Annotated in this window: 12 protein-coding genes; all 12 read left to right on the top strand. The window is 51.5% G+C overall.

The features are described from left to right. Nucleotides 1-225 precede the first annotated feature (225 nt). The 12 genes from ABLV17_RS24390 (at nt 226) to ABLV17_RS24335 (ending at nt 18,046) form a co-directional block, all read left to right on the top strand. Nucleotides 226-1,608, top strand: coding sequence for a carbohydrate porin (locus ABLV17_RS24390; protein ID WP_113373186.1), 1,383 nt, complete (start codon nt 226-228; stop codon nt 1,606-1,608). 526 nt (nt 1,609-2,134) lie between these two features. Beyond that, nucleotides 2,135-2,626 (top strand): type VI secretion system contractile sheath small subunit, encoded by a 492-nt coding sequence (gene tssB / locus ABLV17_RS24385; RefSeq protein WP_087859417.1) that lies wholly within the window; start codon nt 2,135-2,137, stop codon nt 2,624-2,626. A gap of 41 nt (nt 2,627-2,667) precedes the next feature. Further along, a complete protein-coding gene (gene tssC, locus ABLV17_RS24380) occupies nt 2,668-4,203 on the top strand; it encodes a type VI secretion system contractile sheath large subunit (RefSeq protein ID WP_308958870.1) in 1,536 nt (511 codons plus the stop codon). Between the two features lie 15 nt (nt 4,204-4,218). Beyond that, on the top strand, nt 4,219-5,559 hold the full coding sequence (tssK, locus tag ABLV17_RS24375) for a type VI secretion system baseplate subunit TssK (RefSeq protein WP_348854740.1): 1,341 nt from the start codon (nt 4,219-4,221) through the stop codon (nt 5,557-5,559). Continuing rightward, on the top strand, nt 5,556-6,209 hold the full coding sequence (gene tssL, locus ABLV17_RS24370) for a type VI secretion system protein TssL, short form (protein ID WP_087859419.1): 654 nt from the start codon (nt 5,556-5,558) through the stop codon (nt 6,207-6,209). Before tssK ends, tssL begins: the two co-directional genes overlap by 4 nt. A 3-nt stretch (nt 6,210-6,212) precedes the next feature. Next, entirely contained in the window at nt 6,213-7,922 is a 1,710-nt protein-coding gene (locus tag ABLV17_RS24365; protein ID WP_348854739.1) for an OmpA family protein, read from the top strand. 5 nt (nt 7,923-7,927) lie between these two features. Beyond that, nucleotides 7,928-8,419, top strand: coding sequence for a type VI secretion system effector Hcp (gene hcp, locus ABLV17_RS24360; RefSeq protein ID WP_047067878.1), 492 nt, complete (start codon nt 7,928-7,930; stop codon nt 8,417-8,419). Nucleotides 8,420-8,590: 171 nt separating this feature from the next. Further along, nucleotides 8,591-11,221 (top strand): type VI secretion system ATPase TssH, encoded by a 2,631-nt coding sequence (gene tssH / locus ABLV17_RS24355; protein ID WP_308958872.1) that lies wholly within the window; start codon nt 8,591-8,593, stop codon nt 11,219-11,221. A 104-nt stretch (nt 11,222-11,325) separates the two neighbouring features. Next, entirely contained in the window at nt 11,326-13,704 is a 2,379-nt protein-coding gene (vgrG, locus tag ABLV17_RS24350) for a type VI secretion system tip protein VgrG (protein WP_308958873.1), read from the top strand. A 10-nt stretch (nt 13,705-13,714) separates the two neighbouring features. After that, the gene (locus ABLV17_RS24345) at nt 13,715-14,710 is read left to right on the top strand and encodes a DUF4123 domain-containing protein (protein ID WP_308958874.1); all 996 of its coding nucleotides are present in this window, start codon (nt 13,715-13,717) and stop codon (nt 14,708-14,710) included. Nucleotides 14,711-14,723: 13 nt separating this feature from the next. Then, the gene (locus ABLV17_RS24340) at nt 14,724-17,612 is read left to right on the top strand and encodes a T6SS effector BTH_I2691 family protein (RefSeq protein ID WP_308958875.1); all 2,889 of its coding nucleotides are present in this window, start codon (nt 14,724-14,726) and stop codon (nt 17,610-17,612) included. A gap of 167 nt (nt 17,613-17,779) precedes the next feature. Continuing rightward, nucleotides 17,780-18,046 carry a PAAR domain-containing protein gene (locus tag ABLV17_RS24335; protein WP_087859424.1) on the top strand — a complete coding sequence of 89 codons (267 nt, stop codon included), beginning with the start codon at nt 17,780-17,782 and terminating at the stop codon, nt 18,044-18,046. Nucleotides 18,047-18,050: the final 4 nt, after the last annotated feature.

The raw sequence follows: 18,050 nt of genomic DNA, 5'->3' as shown, positions 1-18,050 counted from the left end.
GGTTTTGTTCACCATACAATGAAATCCATGCGGCAAGTCTCTGCGGCGTTGCTTGTTTTAGCGCTAATCATTAATTTAATTGTGGGAAAGGAGAACGTTATTCGTATAAAACCTCTGTAGCCGTACAAAATAAAAATTAAATTGTTCTCACAGTAGCAACATATTCTGCGTGGCCAGAGTGAGGTTGTTATTGCCTGAATAAAATTAACCTCTATTGAGATAATGATGACAATGATAAGAAAGCTTCCATTAACTATGGCGGTCATCGCCGCGTTTTCTCCGTTTACCTCTGTAACAGCCCAAGAGTTTACCCAGGAGCAGATCGACGCCATCGTCGCGAAAGCGGTTGATAAAGCGCTGGCCGACCGCCAGGCGAAAATCGACGCCGCGGCCAATAAAAAGGTCGATGTTATTACCAACCCGCAAACCACCGCCGCTTCGCCGGACCTGGCGATCCCCTTCGGCCTGAAATTTAGCGGTTACGCCCGCTATGGCGCCCACTTCCAGACCGGCGACCAGAAATATGTCGGCGTCGACGGCTCCTATAACGGCGCCTCGGCTATTGGCCGTCTCGGCAACGAAAGCAACGGCGGCGAATTCCAGATCAGCAAAGCGTTCAAAAGCGCGCAGGGGGCCATCTGGGATCTCAACGTCATGTTTGACCACTGGAGCGACGAGGTTAACCTGAAAAAAGCCTACGTTGGCGTCACCAACGTCCTTGAATCCAACCCCAACGCCTATATCTGGGCCGGCCGCGACTTCCACCAGCGCCCGCAACAGGGGATCAACGACTACTTCTGGATGAACCACGACGGCCAGGGCGCCGGGGTGAAGAATTTCGATATCGGCGGCGTGCAGTTCGACGTGGCGACGGTGTCGCAGGTGAAATCCTGTAGCCCGGAAGTGATGGCCGATGAGACCAACCCGTCGCGCATCACCTGTACCGGCAGCTCAGATACCGGCGATAACGGCCACTACGCGTTGACCACCAAAACCCACAACATCAAGGCCGGGCCGATCGACGTAGAGGTATATGCCAACTATGGCTTTGACTCAAAAGCGGTGGACAGCGACGCGCGCCTCGATGCCTGGCAGGGCGGGCTGGTGCTGAGCCACACCAACGACAGCGGGGTGAATAAGGTGATCCTGCGCTACTCCGACAACTCGGATAACAGCGTCTACAACAAAACCGACGACCTGACCACGGTCTACGCCAGCTTCGAGGGCAGCCATAAGTTCACTCAGCAGGCGCAGATCGAGTATCTGCTGGCCTTCCACGACTACGACAACGGCAAGGATAATACCGATAACCGTAAAAACTACGGCGCGATCGTCCGGCCAATGTACTTCTGGAACGATGTGCACTCGACCTGGCTGGAAGCGGGCTACCAGCGCGTGGACTACGACCAGGGCGGGGATAACCACGGCTGGAAGCTGACGCTGTCGCAGAACATCGCCATCGGTATGGGGCCGGAGTTCCGCCCGATGCTGCGCTTCTATGTGACCGGCGGTCAGGTGAATAACGAGCACACCGCGAAAGTAGACGGCACCAGCGACGAGCGACTGGATTCGCTGAACATCGGCGGTATGTTTGAGGCATGGTTCTAAAAATTGATGGATTTAACAAAAAATCAGGCTGGCCTATGCCAGCCTGTTCATTAATTCTTTTATCTTATACGGACTAGATGGCCGTTCTTTTTCTGACTCCAATTCAACCAATCCGTTTCCATCGAATAATTTTATAACTCTGCGTTTTAATAATTTCCTTAATTATATATTTTCTGCGATGTTTATTGATTTAAAGATTGTGATGACTTAATGCATTGATCATGATTATTTCTCAATGGGAATATTGATCTGTGCCAATAAAAACAATGAGTTTATATAAAAAACTGCCTTTCACTATTGTTTTGGGTTTTTATGTTGTCTTTATTTTATTCGTCAACATTCTTTTGTGAAGTGTCGCTACTTTATAGCGTCTGGTGCTGTGAGTGTTTGTGTTAAATTACTGGTAATCTTATTTGCGCTGGATTTTAGAATGACGCGCTTGTTATATTGTGCGGGTTTTTTCAAACATGACTTTTGACCAAATGAGATTTCCTCCACATTCATTCCTTAAGGAAAAGGGAGCGTTATGGCTGATTCATTCCAGAATGAGGTGCCAAAGGCACGTATCAATTTAAAATTGGCGTTACATACCGGAGGGGCGCAGAAGAAAGTTGAGCTGCCGCTTAAACTCCTGACCGTTGGCGATTTCAGCAATGGCAAAGAACATCGGCCACTAGCTGAGCGCCAGAAGCTAGATATCAACAAAAATAATTTTAACAACGTACTTTCGGAATTAAACCCGGAGGTCAACCTCACTGTTGCAAATACGCTATCGGGAGACGGTTCAGAGGAAGGCATTAAACTGAGCTTTTCCAATATAAAAGATTTTGAACCAGAGCAGGTGGCCCGGCAAATACCTCAACTCCGTGCCATGCTGGCGATGCGTAATTTATTGCGTGATCTCAAATCAAACCTACTTGATAACGTAACTTTCAGAAAAGAGCTTGAGCGAATTCTTAAAGATCCGGCACTGTCCGACGAATTACGCGCTGAAATGAATGCGCTTGCCGAGAAATAATCTGGATCGTCTCTTTTAATGGATTAACCGGGAATATGCTGATGTCTGTAAATACTGAAACAAGCCTCGTTCAGGGGCAGACGACCGTACTGAACAAAGAGGGGGTATATGCTTCCCTGTTTGAAAAAATTAATCTTAGCCCAGCATCAAGCCTGGGAGATATTAATGCCTTTTTAGATGATACCGTGCTGTCAGATGCGACGGCAGGCGAACGCCTGACGGCTGCGATGCAGGTTTTTATGGACTGCATCCGCCAATCTGGCAAACAGGTGGAAAAGCTCGACAAGACGCTGATAGACCACCATATCGCCGAACTGGATTATCAAATTAGCCGTCAGCTTGATGTCGTCATGCATCATCAGGAATTCCAGAAAGTGGAATCTCTGTGGCGGGGATTAAAACAGCTGGTGGACAACACTGATTATCGTCAGAACGTAAAAACCGAAATTCTGGATGTTTCAAAGGATGATCTCCGCCAGGACTTCGAAGACGCGCCTGAGCTGATTCAGAGTGGTCTGTACTGGCATACCTACACGGCGGAATATGACACCCCGGGCGGCGAGCCAATCGGTTCGGTCATCTCGGCATATGAGTTTGATGCCAGCCCGCAGGATATGACGCTGCTGCGCAATATTTCTAAAGTCTCCGCGGCTGCCCATATGCCGTTTATCGGCGCAGTTGGGCCTGCGTTCTTTATGAAAGATACCATGGAAGAAGTGGCGGCGATTAAAGATATCGGCAACTACTTCGATCGTGCCGAATATATAAAGTGGAAATCGTTCCGCGAAACTGATGATGCCCGCTATATCGGGCTGGTGATGCCGCGCGTATTGGGTCGACTACCATATGGTCCGGATACCGTACCGGTACGCAGTTTTAACTACGTAGAACAGGTTAAAGGTCCGGATCACGAAAAATACCTTTGGACCAGCGCATCATTCGCCTTTGCCTCCAATATGGTCCGCAGCTTCATCCAGAACGGATGGTGCGTACAAATCCGTGGCCCGCAGGCGGGCGGCGCGGTGAAAGATCTGCCTATTCACCTCTACGACCTCGGCACGGGCAACCAGGTGAAAATCCCCTCTGAGGTGATGATCCCGGAAACTCGCGAGTTCGAATTCGCTAATTTGGGCTTCATTCCGCTGTCTTATTACAAGAACCATGACTACGCCTGTTTCTTCTCGGCTAACTCTACTCAAAAACCAGCGCTGTATGACACCGCTGATGCGACCGCCAACAGCCGTATCAACGCGCGCCTGCCGTATATTTTCTTGCTGTCTCGCATCGCGCATTACCTGAAGCTGATTCAACGTGAAAACATCGGTACCACTAAGGACCGACGCCTGCTTGAGCTCGAGCTCAACACCTGGATTCGTGGCCTGGTGACTGAGATGACCGATCCGGGCGATGAACTGCAGGCTTCTCACCCGCTGCGAGACGCGAAAGTGGTAGTGGAAGATATTGAGGATAATCCAGGTTTCTTCCGCGTGAAGCTGTATGCGGTACCGCACTTCCAGGTTGAAGGTATGGACGTCAATTTGTCGCTGGTTAGCCAGATGCCGAAGGCAAAAGCGTAACGTACAGGAGGTGTGATGAAGATTTACCGTCCGTTATGGAGTGATGGCGCCTTTCTGACGCCGCAACAGTTCCAGCAGCAGTCTCGTTGGGAAGCTCATGTTGCGGATACGGTCTCAAAGATGGCGCTAGGTTTTCCCTGGGGGGTACTGGCGGCTGAGTTTGATGAAGGTGCGCTGGCGTTATCCCGACTCAATGCCACTCGTCTGGTGGTTCGTTTTACGGACGGTACGCTGATTGACACCGATCTGGCCGATACCTTGCCGCCGGTCTGCGATCTCTCGGGTCTGCAACAGGAAAGCGTTGATGTTTTACTGTGCTTACCGCTGCTCAGTGCCAGCGGCGGTAATCTCGACGACGGACAAGAGAGCGTTCGTCCGTATCGTTGGCGATCCGAGAGGGTAATCGTACAGGAACTTGCGGGCCACGAACGTAGCGAACTGGCGGTATTACGGCATGGGCTAACGCTACGTGTTTCCACTCAGGAAAACGACACATGGTTGACATGCCCGGTCGCGAGGCTCATCCGCAATGCGCAGGGAGTATGGACTCTCGATCGGCGATTTATTCCGCCGATGCTGGCGCTATCCGCTTGCCCAACCTTGGTCGGCGAACTTGGCGATTTACTGCATCGCCTGCAGATACGGCGTGGGCGCCTGATGGCTATGCGCCGGGAAAGTAACGAACGGATGGCTGATTTTGCGGTAGCGGACGTCGCTTTGTTCTGGTTGCTTAACGCGCTGAATAGCATGGCGCCGGTGCTGACCGAATTACACCAAACGCCCTCGCGTCATCCGGAGTTGTTATACCGTGAACTAGTAAGACTTGCGGGGAGTTTGCTGACATTTTCCCTCGAACACCACGTGGAGGATATTCCCCTTTACCAGCACCAATCTCCGGAGCTAGTTTTCCCGCCTTTGTTTGCGCTACTGGATAGCTTACTTGAGGCCAGCCTGCCGTCCCGTGTCATCGCCATCGCGCTGGAGCAGGGCGCGGACAGGGAGATTTGGCGTGGGAAATTACACGATCCGCGGCTGCGCGAAGGCGCGGACTTCTATCTGTCCGTACGCTCTTCGATGCCAAATTACCAGTTGCAGAATCGTTTTCCGCAGCTGTGTAAGGCTGGTAGCCATGATGATGTGTCAGAAGTCGTGAATGTTGCTCTCAGCGGCATAGTCATAAAACCGTTGAGTCATGTGCCTGCTGCAATTCCCTTACGGCTGGAAAACCAATACTTTGCGTTGGATCTGTCGACAGATGCGGCTCGCACCATGCTGGAAGCTGGAAACTGTACGTTTTATACCCCGGAGTCTCTCGGTGAAGTGAAACTTGAACTGTTTGCGGTGCTGCGCTCATGAAAACGCCTGATATCGATATGATCAATAGAGTCTTTTATCCTGGCTGGTTGATGGTTAGCCAGTTACGTAACGGTCAGCAGATTAAAGACGGGGATGCGCTGTATCGCCGCGCCTGTCGGTGGATATCTGAGGCTCGCGAGTCTCTGACGAAGGCCGGGGTTAGCACGACAAACAGCGAACGGATGCTCTATGCCTACTGCGCACTGCTTGATGAAAGCGTGTTGAACCGCGACCTACAGGATGACGGCTATCGCCGTTGGCGCAAGGACCCTCTGCAGGCGCAATTCTTCGGGACTCTGAATGCCGGAGAAGAATTGTGGGATCGCATTCGTGCGATTTTGCGTGAGCCTGCCGCTGATGTCATGGTGCTAACCTGCTTGTTCAGAACGCTACAACTCGGTTTTGTCGGAGCATATCGCGCAGTTGACGACGAACGGCGGGAGGATGTGGTACGGATGCTCAGCCAGCGGGTACCGCCATTCTCACTGACGCAGGAGGCGCCGGTAGTGGTTCGGGCCGCGGGGCTACGCAGCGGTCGCCGCCGCTATTGGCTGGGCTGGGTAGCGGGCATCGTTGTACTGGCTGGGTTATGGTTCACCTTCTCGTCTGTGTTATCGCAAATGGTATTACAGATAGCAGGGCGAGGTTAAGGCATGCGCATTGGATTCCGTGGTCTACTCACGGTCGTTGCCGCCATACTGGCGCTGTGGCTGGTGCTGGGTTTCTGCTCATTTTCCGCCGGTAATCGAGCGGTGCTCTGCGCCGGTATTTTATTGATATGCGGCGCCGAGCTCTGGCGCCAGCATCGTCGACGTCATTTGCTAGCGGGACAGATCTGCGTAGTTGACCTGCCGCCGGAGAATTTCCTGGGGGCGGTGGTGCTGGTTTGCGGCGATAACCTCACTTTATTTCCAGCTAACACGGCTTACCGCGAAACTCAAAAAGCCTGGTATTTACGGGCGGCAAATACGGAACAGCTCCCCCTGCTGGCGCAGCGTCTGTCAGCGGCGCGTCCTGCGTTGGTATCGCAGGTTTCCGTACTATTGGCAATCACCCCGGAATCTCACGACTGCGCTGAGCGCTTTACGCAGTTCTTGCAGGGATGGCGTCGTAGTATTGGGCTGTGTCGGACATGGTTGAATGGCAAACCGCCGGTCTGGTGCGTGTCCTGGGTTTCGCCGCCAAGCCTCGAGAACGCAGACGAGCACCGCTGGTTCACGGTAACGCCTGAACTAGCGGGAATGCAGGTGCGACAGAATGACGATGTGGCGGTACCGATTGCCGAATGGCAGCGGGCAAACGGACATGACGCGTCAGCTCTTGGGCACGTACTCTGGTTAGACAGTATCCTGGCGCTAATGGCGAAGCATATATTTCAACCTTTGTCCGTCCGGCAGGGAGAGCTTCCTCCCCTGGGCTTCTCCGCCGTTGGTATCTGCCTTACGCCGGTAGCGGCATGCGCCGGGAATATGTGGCAACAGCAGCTTGCTGAGGTGACCTCGCTCTCCCCGGCATGCGCTAAAACAAGCGGAATATTACCGCTTCCGGATCTCCTTCTTTCTTATTTACCCCGCAATCACGGGATCGGTCGCCGCATGCAGGACGCGCGCCTGTTTGGGGGGGCATGTTTCCTCTTTCTGGCGCTGGCAATGCTGGCATCTTTTATTAATAACCAGCGGCTGCTGGATAGCATTGGCGACCATCTGGCTGCGTATCAGCAGCTTAGTGGAACACCACCTGCGCCCAAGCTGTTGGCGCAACGGCGTCTGCAGGCCGACAGCCGTTTACTGGACGATTGGCAGCGGCGCGGCGAGCCGCTGCGTTACGGGCTCGGACTCTATCCTGGGGCACGGCTGATACCGCTGCTTGAAACCGCGATTAATAACTGGACGCCGCCGCCGCCGCCCCGGCCAGTAATCAAAAAGATTATACAAGGGCCACAAACTATCCGTCTCAATAGCATGTCGTTGTTTGACATTGGCAAATGGACGCTGAAACCCGGCTCCACCAGGCTGCTGGTGAATTCACTGGTGAATATTAAGGCAAAACCTGGCTGGCTTATCGTAGTTGCCGGACATACCGATAGCGTCGGACATGATGCTGCAAACCGGGCGTTGTCCTTGAAACGTGCGGAATCTGTGCGCAACTGGATGCGTGACACCGGCGATGTGCCGGAGAGCTGTTTTGCGGTGCAGGGTTATGGCGAAAGCCGTCCTGTCGCCAGCAACGACACGCCGCAAGGCCGGGCGCTGAACCGTCGTGTCGAAATCAGTCTGGTACCACAGGCGACCGCCTGTCTGGCGTCAGACAACACACCTGCGCCATCTCAGGATGATGGCGCGTCAAAAAATGAAATGGAGTAATTAACATGGCAATACCAGTCTATCTCTGGCTCAAGGATGATGGCGGCGCGGACATCAAAGGTTCCGTGGATGTGAAAGATCGTGAAGGCAGCATTGAAGTTGTCGCACAGGAACATAACCTGTACATCCCGACCGATAACAACACCGGCAAACTGACCGGCACGCGTATCCATACGCCGTTCCTGTTTACCAAGGAAATCGACTCCTCCAGCCCGTACCTGTACAAGGCGGTCACCACCGGCCAGACCCTGAAATCTGCCGAGTTCAAGTGGTACAAAATCAACGATGCCGGTCAGGAAGTCGAGTACTTCAACACCAAACTGGAAAACGTGAAGGTGGTGAAAGTTAATCCAATGATGCACGACATTAAGAATCCAGCCTACGAGAAGCACAATCATCTGGAGCAGATTGAACTGCGCTACGAAAAAATCACCTGGACCTATAAAGACGGCAACATCATTCATTCCGATTCATGGAATGAACGTACGACTGCCTAATCCCGTAAGCAGACGGTTTCCGTCTGCTTTTCTTTGCTAAGCCTCTGTTATCGCAGGTGCTTAGCAAAGAAAACACAATTTGCCTGCTCGACCTCGTGCGCTTTGGTCTCCTGTATAACGGGAAACAGCGATGGGCGGTAGCGTGTCCGGAATCGATAAAGAGAGAGTCTCATGGAAAATCCAGCCATCCTGTTACGCCGTTTAAATCCTTACTGCGCCCGTGCGTTGGAAGGCGCAGCCTCGCTGTGTCAGGCCCGCGCGCATGCACAAATTCTTCCCGAACACTGGCTGTTGAAACTGTTAGAGCAGGGCGAGGGCGACCTGACGGTGCTGGCGCGGCGTTATGAGTGGGATATGGATGCTATCTGGCAAGACCTGCTCTCTTTTTTGGAAAAACTACCGCGTTCGGTGCATAGTCGGCCGCAACTATCCGGCAGCATTCAGAGTTTGATGCAGGAGGCGTGGCTGAGAGCTTCGCTGGCGGGAGAAACGTCTATTCGCAGCGTTCATCTGCTGATGGCGCTGGTCAATAATCCTGCCCGGGTGCGTTGCGATAGTCTATGGCCGCTATTAACTCTGGGACAAAAGCAGCTTGAGCATCTGCGCCCGCTACTGGATACGCAATCAGATGAACGTCCGGAATTACAATCAGAAGAACTGAATCATGCTGGCGACGTCGAGTTTGTCGGCCGCCCGGCAGAAACCGTTGAAAAAGCCGGCGAGCTGAATCCTGCGCTACAGAACGCGCTGGATAAATTCACTCTTGATGTCACCACCCGTGCTCGTGAGGGCAAGATCGACCCGGTATTTGGCCGCGACAGTGAAATTCGCCAAATGGTAGACATCCTGTCACGCAGGAGAAAAAACAATCCAATACTGGTAGGCGAGCCGGGCGTCGGCAAGACCGCGCTGGTGGAAGGGCTGGCGTTACGTATCGCGGAGGGTAACGTTCCGGACAGCCTGAAGCCAGTTACGGTACGCACGCTGGATCTTGGCTTGTTGCAGGCCGGGGCGGGCGTTAAAGGCGAGTTCGAACAGCGGCTGAAGAATATTATCGCAGCGGTACAGCAGTCGCCCGTACCGGTGCTGCTGTTCATCGATGAAGCCCATACCATTATCGGCGCAGGTAACCAGGCTGGAGGCGCGGATGCCGCCAATCTGCTGAAGCCCGCGCTGGCCCGTGGCGAACTGCGCACTATCGCTGCGACAACCTGGAGTGAATATAAGCAGTACTTCGAGCGCGACGCTGCGCTGGAGCGTCGTTTCCAAATGGTCAAAGTCGATGAACCGGACGACGATACCGCCTGCCTGATGTTGCGCGGGCTGAAATCCCGCTACGCCGAACACCATGGTGTGCATATCACTGATGAAGCGATATGCGCGGCCGTTACGCTCTCCCGCCGTTACCTTACCGGCCGACAGTTACCAGATAAGGCGGTGGATCTGCTGGATACCGCATCCGCCCGTATTCGCATGGGTATCGATACCGTACCGGAACCGCTGACGCGGATGAAGGGGCAAATCACGGCGCTGGAACTGGAAAAACAGGCGCTGTTGGAAGATGCCATACTCGGTAACGATAGCGACAATGGACGGCTGGCGACAATTGAGCAGGAAGAAGTGCGCATCATTTTGCAGCTCGACGAACTGGAAACACAGTACGGCCAGGAATTGAAGCTGACAGAGCAATTGCTGGTTTGCCGGGCCGACCCCTCACGCCGGGGAGAGATCGGCGAATTACAGCGCCAGCTCGCCGATGTACAACGTAATAGCCCGCTGCTGGGACTGGATGTGGATGTACGCACCGTGGCGACGGTAATTGCCGACTGGACGGGGGTTCCGCTCTCTTCATTACTGAAGGACGAACAGAGCGAACTTTTAAGCCTCGAGTTGAATCTTGGTAAACGGGTTGTGGGGCAGGATAATGCGCTGAGCGCCATCGCCCAGAGACTGCGGGCCGCCAAAACCGGGCTCGCGTCTGAACACGGTCCGCAGGGCGTATTTCTGCTGGTGGGGCCGAGCGGCACCGGCAAAACGGAAACCGCGCTGGCCCTGGCTGATGAGCTTTTCGGCGGTGAGAAATCGCTTATTACCATCAATCTTTCCGAGTACCAGGAACCGCACACCGTTTCTCAGTTGAAGGGCTCCCCTCCGGGATATGTCGGTTACGGGCAGGGCGGTATTCTCACCGAGGCGGTACGTAAGCGGCCGTACAGCGTGGTGCTGCTTGATGAAGTCGAAAAAGCCCACCGAGATGTGATGAATCTATTCTATCAGGTGTTTGACCGCGGCTTTATGCGCGACGGCGAAGGCCGGGAAATCGACTTTCGCAATACGGTGATCCTGATGACTTCAAACCTCGGTAGCGATCTGCTAATGCAAATGCTGGAGGAGGCGCCGCAAGCGACGGGTCCCGAATTGCATGAGCTGTTGCGACCCGTGTTGCGCGATCATTTTCAGCCCGCCTTACTCGCTCGTTTTCAGACGGTGATATATCAGCCGCTCAGCCAGCCAGCAATGCGCAGGATTGTCGGCATGAAGCTCGAGCAGGTCTGTCAGCGTTTGCATCGTCATTACGGTATGACAACTGAGGTAGCTGAAGGCCTCTATGACGCATTGACGGATGCCTGCCTGCTGCCTGATACCGGCGCACGGAACGTAGATAGTCTGCTTAATCAGCAAATCCTTCCGATCCTGAGTCAGCAACTGTTAAGCCATATAGCGGCAGGTCAAAAACCTCAGCATCTGTTCCTGGGGGTCGATGAAGACAGCGGAGTGGTTATAGAGTTCCGCGAGGCCTGATGGTTATTTTGCCGCGCCAGTGACGGTAATAAACGTTATGGCGCGGGAAATGAGAAAGCAAAACTAAACTTGCAGGGCGTTGAGGCCTTCATGGAGAGAAGAGAATGAGTTTGATGGATGCGCTGATCGGTGAACGTACAATTGCCCTGAATCGCTATCAGTTGGATATACCCTCATGCCCATCGCCGCTTGATGTGGAATCGTTTAGCGGCACAGAAATGTTAAGCCAGCTTTATCATTACAGCATCAGCTTTACCAGCGCGGATAAAGATATTGATGTCGCGCATATGCTGAGCAAACCCGCCTCGCTGACTATGGGGGGAGGTATTCTACGAAGCCTGGCGCAAAGTCGGCGGGTTCACGGCGTTATCACCGCTTTCAGCCGCATCAGCAGCTCTGCCGATCAGGCTGCCTATCAGATCACCCTGGAACCGTATTTATCCCTGCTCGATAAACAATTTCGCAGCCACCGGTTTTTCGTTAACCAGTCGGTGCCGGAAGTGGTCGTGCAGATCCTGCAGGAACATAACCTACACGGCTGGGAGTATGAGTTTAATCTCAAACATAATTATCCAAAACGTGAGCAGATAAACCAATATCAGGAAAGCGATCTGGCATTCATTCAGCGCTTGCTGGCCGAAGTAGGCATATTTTATTACTTCACTTTGCAGCAGGAGGCGCAGAGCGAAGTTGTGCATTTTGCTGATGCGCAGCGCGCGTTGATCTTTGGTAAAACACTTCCGGTTAATAGCCCATCAGGGATGAGCGACAGCGGAGAAGAATCGATTTGGGGACTGAGTTCGACGCATAACGTGGTTGAAGCGAGTGTTATCACCCGAGATTATAACCACCGAGACGCGCAGAGCATCCTTCAGTCAGCGCCTGCGGACATGACTCGCGGGGATGGCGAAGGCAACACGTATGGCGAAGTGTATCACTACCAGCCGCGTCATCTGGCGCGCGGAGACAAAATCGAGCCGCAGGTGGAAACCGCCAACTTTTACGCGCGTCTCGACCATGAGCGTTTTCTGGCCAGTCAAACGTTAGTCACTGGCGTTAGCACGGCGCCATGGCTAGCGCCGGCACAAGTCCTGACTCTCATTGATAATCTGCCGCCGGCTTTACCTGCATTATTGCAAGATCCTCTGTTGATCACCGGCGTTGCGCTAAGCGCCAGCCGCAAAGACGCGCTGCAGGTCAGCCTGCAGGCGGTACCATACCGTGAGACAATCTGTTGGCGTCCGCCGCTGCTACCGCGTCCATTGGTGACCGGCACGATGACGGCACGAGTGACCAGCGCTAAAACCGGTGATATCTATGCCTGGCAGGACGCCTGCGGATTGTATCGGGTGAAATTTGACGCCGATCGGGACGGAAAGTCGCCGGGACGGGAAAGTATGCTGGTGCGGCTCGCCAAACCTTACGGTGGTGACGAGTATGGTTTTCATTTTCCGCTGATCCAGGGAACGGAAGTGGCAATCGCCTTCCATGAAGGCGACCCGGACCGCCCATATATCGCTCATGCCTTACACGATTCCCGCCATGTTGATCTGGTGACGGAAAAGAACAGTACGCGCAACGTGATCCGCACGCCGACCAACAACAAGCTGCGGATGGAGGATAAGCGCGGTGAAGAGCATATCAAACTCAGTACCGAATATGGCGGTAAAACACAGCTGAATCTGGGGCATCAGGTGAATGCCGAGCGCGCGCTACGCGGGGAAGGCTTTGAACTACGTACCGATTCGTGGGGGGCGATACGTGCGGGGAAAGGCCTGTTTATTAGCGCCGATCTGCAACCAAAAGCCGGAGGGTTACAGCTGGATATGCAGGCTGCGAAGGATGCGTTGCAGGCTGCGCTTCAGGACGTGGAAGGTATTCGTGCTGCCGCCGAGAAAGCAAAAGCTGAACTGGCGGATATTGAAAAGCAAAAACAACTACTGACCGAAACATTAGCGGAATTAAAACAACAGGCGCTGTTACTGTCAGCCCCTGCCGGGATTGCGCAGGTTACTCCCGCCACTATGCAGCTGTCATCAGGCGATAATTTAATTGTTACTTCCGGCTCGAATGCGGATATCAGCATTGGCAAGAAATTCCGTCTCGGGGTGAAAGAAACGATTAGTTTATTTGCGCAATTGATGGGAATAAAAATTTATGCCGGTAAAGGTAAAGTCGACATTCAGGCTCAAAATGATGCACTGGATCTTCTGGCCCAAAAAACGCTCACTATTGCCAGCAAAGACGAACAAGTGATTATTTCGGCGGCGACAGAACTGTTGCTGAACTGCGGCGGCGCCTATATTCGCTTGAAAAATGGCGATGTTGAAATCGGCGCTCCAGGTAGTCTTCGCCTGAAATGTACAAACCTGCAAAAAATGGCGGCTGCGTCCTTGCATTCCAGTATAGATCTCCCTGCACCCTGTGCTTCAGCCATGGATACCGCTGGCGGAACTCAAAGTCCAACGGTAACCTTTAATTAAAGAACAATAAATGATGAAAGCGTCAGTAAATTATAATTATGCTGAAGACGTCTTGCGCTTGAAGATTAAAAATACCAAGCAGCAACTTCATAATAGCTTTGTCACCAAAAATCAGTTGTGTGTTTTAATGATCGACGCCGCGATCGCCAGATTTCGTCAGCAAGAACATTCGCTATATACGCCTCTACTGGCAAGAGAATATATCAGAGTTCCTGTTGCGCCTCGTTATCTGTCAGCGGAGTTCGAACCACGTTTAATTCCCCTCGATTTATCCATTGCTGATGATGTGCTGTTGCTGGAGATGAGCGCAGAGCTGGCTTGTAATGAAATTCATCCGCAACGTATCACTCAAGGATATGGCCGGTTAATATGTGGCTGGCTTTCTTGTTCGACTTCGCCGGAGGCATTAGCACTTCATTTAGCGAAAAGCGCGCTTCAGGAGCGTGAAGGGCAGGATACGCTGCTACGCTTTTATGATCCTGCCGTCGCGCTGCCGTTATGGTCATTATTAGATAACTGGCAGCAGCAACGTTTATTTGGACCATTAGCAGCCTGGTTTTCTATTGATGGAGATGGTCAATGGGTTCAAAGGAAGGGGGCGGAACAACAGAATATTAGATTATCTTATTCTCTGTCATTGAGTGAAGATAATTGGCGCGATATTCAGTTTATCGGCATTGTAAATCGCATTATGTGCCAATATCGCTGTTCATATATTAATGAGTTGAGATTTTCCGAGCAGCAGGTATTTACCCGGATTATTCCGGCGCTCCGCCGTGCATGGGAATTTCCATTTCATCACCCACAAGATTTGACCCTTTATGGCACGCATGCTTTAACCATATCTCCCGATTTTGATCGCCATATAGATTTATTGCAGGCGCTTCAGAAAGGCCCAATAGAAAGCAATCAAACATATCGTGCAAGGGTGGCAAATTTCAGTGAGCGCCAATGGCAGCGAATAAAGGAAGAGTGCACGCAATATCAATACCAGGGCGAACAATAAGAGGAGTACAGGGATGTCTAATCATCAATGCGATTGTAAGGCGCAGGGGCCGGCATTATTACCGGTACGTTATGCTGTGGTGCCAGACAGTATCGAAGGGGAATTACCACAGTGGGCGCGGCCGGCGACGAGTGATTATCCGCATCACGACGGCTATCATTATGCGTTACGTGCTATGCGCCGGGGATTTATTTATATCTACTACCCGCATATACCTTCATGGGAGGCCTGGTCGGTAAGCGATGATGGCAGCTTATGGAAACAACTTTCCGCTGAAAACGTGCAGCCGAAATCGCAACCTGATTGTATTAAAGGGTCCTACAATCAGGGCGGCAAAGATTTCATAACCCTGCCTGCGCATGTGCTGGAAAATGATATCTGGATAGCGTTCAGCCAGCGTCAATGGAGCAAGACAACGCTGGATAGTTATCAAAACAACAGCGATCGCCGCGAGGCCAGAATGCAATGCCTGAGCCAATCGCACTGGGATAGGCCAACATCAACAGCACCAGTAACGGAAGCGACGGAAGACAGTTTATCGGCGGTGCTTGATTATATCCCTATGCGGGGAAATCAATTAAGTCCGGCCCAACTACTTCCTTATGAAGGGGTTGTTGATCAAGTGAGTTATTTTTCCAAATATGAATATCATCTGTGCGATGAAACGCTGCCGCAATGGCGGCGCTGGCGAGCCTCGTTATGGGGAGAGGAGATAAAAGCGGGCTCTGCGATAAAGCCGCAGTGGACCTTATACCCCTGGCGGCCTAATCGCGGGGTAGGAAGTACGCTGCAGCAAATGCAGCAACGAGGGGTCAGCGCTGAGGGTACGCCGATTAAGCCTTTGATGATGGCATTACATGATGCCACGGGGATAATCCATGAACTCACCGGCTGGTCTAACGGTATTTTAGCGTTACAGCAGAAATTTTCCGACGAGCGGCAAGTTGAATTATCTACCCTGAATCTTATTAATGGTGTAAGACAGCTTATTATCAATAGTAATTATCCACGGTTAACCGAACGCCTTGAAAAAACGCAGCTGGGTCAAGCCGCAATGGATGAGACATATCGACGGTATCTTGAGGATAAAAAAAAGGATGGTACTGATGTACGCGATATTCGTAGTCGTGAGGATTTTGAAACCTGGAATACGCGTGGTTATATAGACTCCATGGCATTCAGTATCGCCGCTGACGAACTTGAGAAATACGACTGGATGTTGAATCCAACGCGGTTGGGTTCGTTTAATGAAACCGTCGATTTACTGACTACGCGAGTGAGTAACCTGCTGACCTGGTTAATTGAGTTCCGTATTGAGTGGTTACAAACCCCCTTATTTATTGCCGAGACGCAGGATTTCAATTCAAACGATCCGGTCGATAATCTTAGCTACCGTGAAATAGTCGCCTTCGCGATTTCGGGTATTGATATCCATCCCCACGGCCAACTACTGTTGGATCGCTGGATTGCTGAATATAGTACCGCTAATGCGGAGAATTTGGTCTGGCGAACGCACTTTTATAATAACCCGGAAATCATGGCAGAAGCAGAGGCATTACTTACCCTTGCCCGGCAGGCGGAAACTGACGTGGTACTGCCGGAGCAGGTTCTTGAATTCTTTGACGCCAATAGTGTTAGATTGATTAAGATTTTTAAAGGCTTTGAAAAAGCCACGGATGCCCTGAAAAGTAATTTAGCTAAGAATTCCGTACTATCGCAAAAAGTGCTTTACAGTATGGACCAATATATGGCGACCGTCGGCGCACGAATTTTTTCGGCCACGGGAATCGGCCGCATACTGGATAATATTCGCGGCGTTATTATCCATGCGATATTTTCTCTTTCTGCAGGAAAATCCGTAGCGCAAACCAAAGCCTTTGCCAGCCGGTATTTCGGCTGGATGTATGAGCGCCATACCTATATTTCCGGCAACGTTTTTTATAATCCGGATAAACCACTCGCGAAGGCTAATGTTAATTTGGCCAAAGGTCGTTTTGACAAACTGAATGAAACTTTTGCCGAATATGGCCAGGAACAGGAAGGCGCAGCGGTATTCAAGACGACCAGTATCAGAATCCTGGTAACTTTCTTGAATATTTATGAACTTGGCAATCTGTATCGTCACAGCAAGGGCGATGCCGCCAGCCAGGCGAAAATCGCCAGCTCCGCCCTTGTGACGACCAGCGGAATCATCGATGTAGCTATGCCTGCAATGGAAAAGGCCTGGCAGGGGAAAAATGGTTTGCAGTATCTGAAAATGTCGGGCGCCGGTTGCACGATGATTGCGTCGGCCATTTTGCTTGGCCTGGATGTAGCTAAGGTGTATCAAGAATATAATACAGAACAACGAGAATTATTCCTTGGTCTTTATAGTGTAAAAGTCCTGAGCGATCTCGCAGCGATATTTAAAGCGAATGGTAAGCTGCTGGAAGCGCTGATTGCCCGCTTTGGCTGGGAAACCGCCGTTGCTTCGCGCGGAACATGGCTGGGAAGACTGGTAAAGCCGGCACTCAGTCCACTAATAGCTATCGAATGGGTAGGATTACTTTCCTCCTGGCAAGTGTCGCTGCTGATCATGCTCGTTGATTATGTCGCGACGCAATACTATTCTCGCGATGAGCTGCAAAAGTGGTTTGAACAAGGCATCTTTGGCAATGAGTGTGAAAAAAACACCGATGATTTTACTGCAGAGGACATCAGTACTGAAATAGCTCGCTGCCAGCAGTCATTAGAATATGCGCTAAGTAAAATGGCGGAACCGCAAGAAGAGATTAAACAAGATGTAATAATTCAGGAGTCATCTTATCCACTTTATAAAGATCCGCTAGTTTCTAAACTAGAGGAAAAAACCAAACAGGATGAATGGAAAAAGAGATCACCATACCCTATTTATAAGGGTTAAGTTGTTTCTGTACTGGCAACAGGTATTGATTGATGGATTGATGAAGTAACAGAGCGTATAAACCTGAACTATTCAACCATCTATCTCTCTTCAGCTTATTGTGGCGACCTTACGCAGTAATTGAGTAATATTAACGGAAACTGTTTGTAAAGGATTATTGAAAGCTTATGTTAACAGGTGTTGTGAGGTTAAATGATCGGCTAAATAGTGGTGGCCGTGTCATTTCGGCATCGTCAACAACGATCGTTGACGGACAACCAGTTGCTTTGTTGGGTGATAAAGTAATATGTCCGCTAGATGGCCATGGTGAGAATTATATTATTGAGGGTTGTCTTCAGTGGATATCCGATAACAAACCCGTTGCCGTTGATCGCTGTGCATGCCTGTGCGGTTGTTATGTTATCTCTAGTCTTTCTGATACGGGAATAGGATAATATA

It is taken from the genome of Klebsiella sp. CN_Kp091 (assembly GCF_040065095.1).
GTDB lineage: Bacteria > Pseudomonadota > Gammaproteobacteria > Enterobacterales > Enterobacteriaceae > Klebsiella > Klebsiella aerogenes.
The sequence above is the reverse complement of the archived record's forward strand: the minus strand, read 5'-3'. Positions and strand labels throughout refer to the sequence as shown.

Excerpts from the sequence above, each read along its gene's own strand:
- tssL (WP_087859419.1), top strand. The coding sequence starts at position 5,556 with ATGAAAACGCCTGATATCGATATGATCAATAGAGTCTTTTATCCTGGC.
- ABLV17_RS24340 (WP_308958875.1), top strand. The coding sequence starts at position 14,724 with ATGTCTAATCATCAATGCGATTGTAAGGCGCAGGGGCCGGCATTATTA.
- ABLV17_RS24345 (WP_308958874.1), top strand. The coding sequence starts at position 13,715 with ATGATGAAAGCGTCAGTAAATTATAATTATGCTGAAGACGTCTTGCGC.
- ABLV17_RS24365 (WP_348854739.1), top strand. The coding sequence starts at position 6,213 with ATGCGCATTGGATTCCGTGGTCTACTCACGGTCGTTGCCGCCATACTG.
- ABLV17_RS24390 (WP_113373186.1), top strand. The coding sequence starts at position 226 with ATGACAATGATAAGAAAGCTTCCATTAACTATGGCGGTCATCGCCGCG.
- hcp (WP_047067878.1), top strand. The coding sequence starts at position 7,928 with ATGGCAATACCAGTCTATCTCTGGCTCAAGGATGATGGCGGCGCGGAC.
- tssK (WP_348854740.1), top strand. The coding sequence starts at position 4,219 with ATGAAGATTTACCGTCCGTTATGGAGTGATGGCGCCTTTCTGACGCCG.
- tssB (WP_087859417.1), top strand. The coding sequence starts at position 2,135 with ATGGCTGATTCATTCCAGAATGAGGTGCCAAAGGCACGTATCAATTTA.
- vgrG (WP_308958873.1), top strand. The coding sequence starts at position 11,326 with ATGAGTTTGATGGATGCGCTGATCGGTGAACGTACAATTGCCCTGAAT.
- ABLV17_RS24335 (WP_087859424.1), top strand. The coding sequence starts at position 17,780 with ATGTTAACAGGTGTTGTGAGGTTAAATGATCGGCTAAATAGTGGTGGC.
- tssC (WP_308958870.1), top strand. The coding sequence starts at position 2,668 with ATGTCTGTAAATACTGAAACAAGCCTCGTTCAGGGGCAGACGACCGTA.
- tssH (WP_308958872.1), top strand. The coding sequence starts at position 8,591 with ATGGAAAATCCAGCCATCCTGTTACGCCGTTTAAATCCTTACTGCGCC.